At 63.5% G+C, this 1778-nt stretch carries 2 protein-coding genes; both read left to right on the top strand.

Going from position 1 to position 1778, the window contains the following annotated elements:
* A partial coding sequence (locus EN939_RS32750; protein WP_164751446.1) for an SEL1-like repeat protein occupies positions 1–740 on the top strand: 740 nt, incomplete at its 5' end.
* A 192-nt stretch (positions 741–932) separates the two neighbouring features.
* Positions 933–1778, top strand: an 846-nt coding sequence (locus tag EN939_RS32745; protein WP_164751445.1) for a sulfite exporter TauE/SafE family protein, incomplete at its 3' end; no start/stop codon positions are given.

Here is a 1778-nt window from a genome sequence, read left to right as displayed (position 1 = left end):
GAGACATGGCGGCAGCGGCCAAATGGTACGAGAAATCGGCGGAACTCGGCTTCGCGCCGGCCGAATACCGCATCGGAAACTTCTACGAAAAGGGCATCGGCGTCGCGCGCGACATCAAGAAGGCGAAGACCTGGTACCAGCTTTCCGCAGCACAGGGCAACGCCAGCGGCATGCACAATCTGGCCGTCTTGTTCGCCATGGCGGCAGACGGCGTGACCGACAATGAATCGGCCGCGCACTGGTTCCAGGCGGCCGCCGACGTCGGCGTCAAGGACAGCCAGTTCAATCTCGGCATCCTCGCCGCCAAGGGCGTCGGCATGAAGCAGAACCTCGAGGAATCCTACAAATGGTTCGCGCTCGTCGCCAAGACCGGCGACAAGGATGCCGCTGCCAAGCGTGACGAGATCGCCAATGCGCTGCGGCCAGAGCAGCTCGAACGCGCCCGCGCCGCGACCGAACTGTGGAAGGCCAAGCCGCTGGATGCGGCGGCCAATTCGGCCGACATTCCCGAATCCTGGCAGGACGGCGCGCCGCAGACGACAGCCAGCATCGACATGAAGAAGGCCGTCCAGAACATCCAGCGCATTCTCAACAAGAACGGCTACGACGCCGGCGGCGCCGACGGCAAGATGGGCCAGAAGACGAAGACCGCGATCATGGCTTTCCAGACCGACAACAAGATGCCGGCGACCGGCGAAGTCGATGAAAAACTGGTCAAGGCGCTGCTGGCGCGCAAATAACGGCAGAGGCGTCGTTTCCACGACGCCCTTGCCACACATTCGCCTGTTAACTGATTGAGATGTTTTTTGTTTCGGCGGCGTAGCGCGGTTTGACTTCGCAGCACCTCCGGGGCAAGAACGAATTGGCTTGTCGGGTCAAGATGCCCGCAACGGTTGCATTCGCCGACAGGCAGAACTGATCGAGACTGACGGGTGGGCATCTATCTCCCGATCGCGGAAATTTCCGTCAATATCTTCGTCCTGCTGGCCATGGGCGCGGCGGTGGGTTTCCTGTCGGGCATGTTCGGCGTCGGCGGCGGCTTCCTCATCACGCCGCTGCTGATCTTCTACAACATCCCCCCGGCGATCGCGGTCGCCACGGGCGCCAACCAGGTCATCGCCTCCTCCGTCTCCGGCGTCCTTTCGCACATGAAGCGAGGGACGCTCGACTTCAAGCTCGGCGGGGTATTGCTGGCCGGCGGCATTGTCGGTTCCACCGGCGGCATCTTCGTCTTCGCCTTCCTGCGCCGCCTCGGCCAGCTCGACCTGTTCATCTCGCTGCTCTACGTCGTGCTGCTCGGCACCGTCGGCGGACTGATGCTGGTCGAAAGCGTCAATGCGCTGCGCGCCACGCGCAGCGGTGCGGCGCCGGTGCTGAAGAAATCCGGTCAGCACAACTGGATCCACCGCTTGCCGCTGAAGATGCGCTTCAGGGCCTCAAAACTGTTCGTCAGCGTCATCCCCGTCCTTGGACTTGGCGCCGGCATCGGCTTCCTGTCGTCGATCATGGGCGTCGGCGGCGGCTTCATCATGGTGCCGGCACTGATCTATCTGCTGAAAGTGCCGACCAACGTCGTCATCGGCACCTCGCCGTTCCAGATCATCTTCACCTCCGCCTATACGACGCTGGTCCACGCCACCACCAACCAGACGGTCGACGTCGTGCTGGCCTTCCTGCTGATGGCGGGCGGCGTCGCCGGTGCGCAGTACGGCGCCAAGGCAGGCCAGCGGCTGCGCGGCGAGCAACTCAGGGCCTTGCTGGCTCTGCTGGTGCTGGCG

The organism is Mesorhizobium sp. M7A.F.Ca.CA.002.05.1.1 (assembly GCF_003998335.1).
Classification (GTDB): Bacteria; Pseudomonadota; Alphaproteobacteria; order Rhizobiales; family Rhizobiaceae; genus Mesorhizobium.
This window is presented reverse-complemented; position numbering and strand designations above follow the sequence as displayed.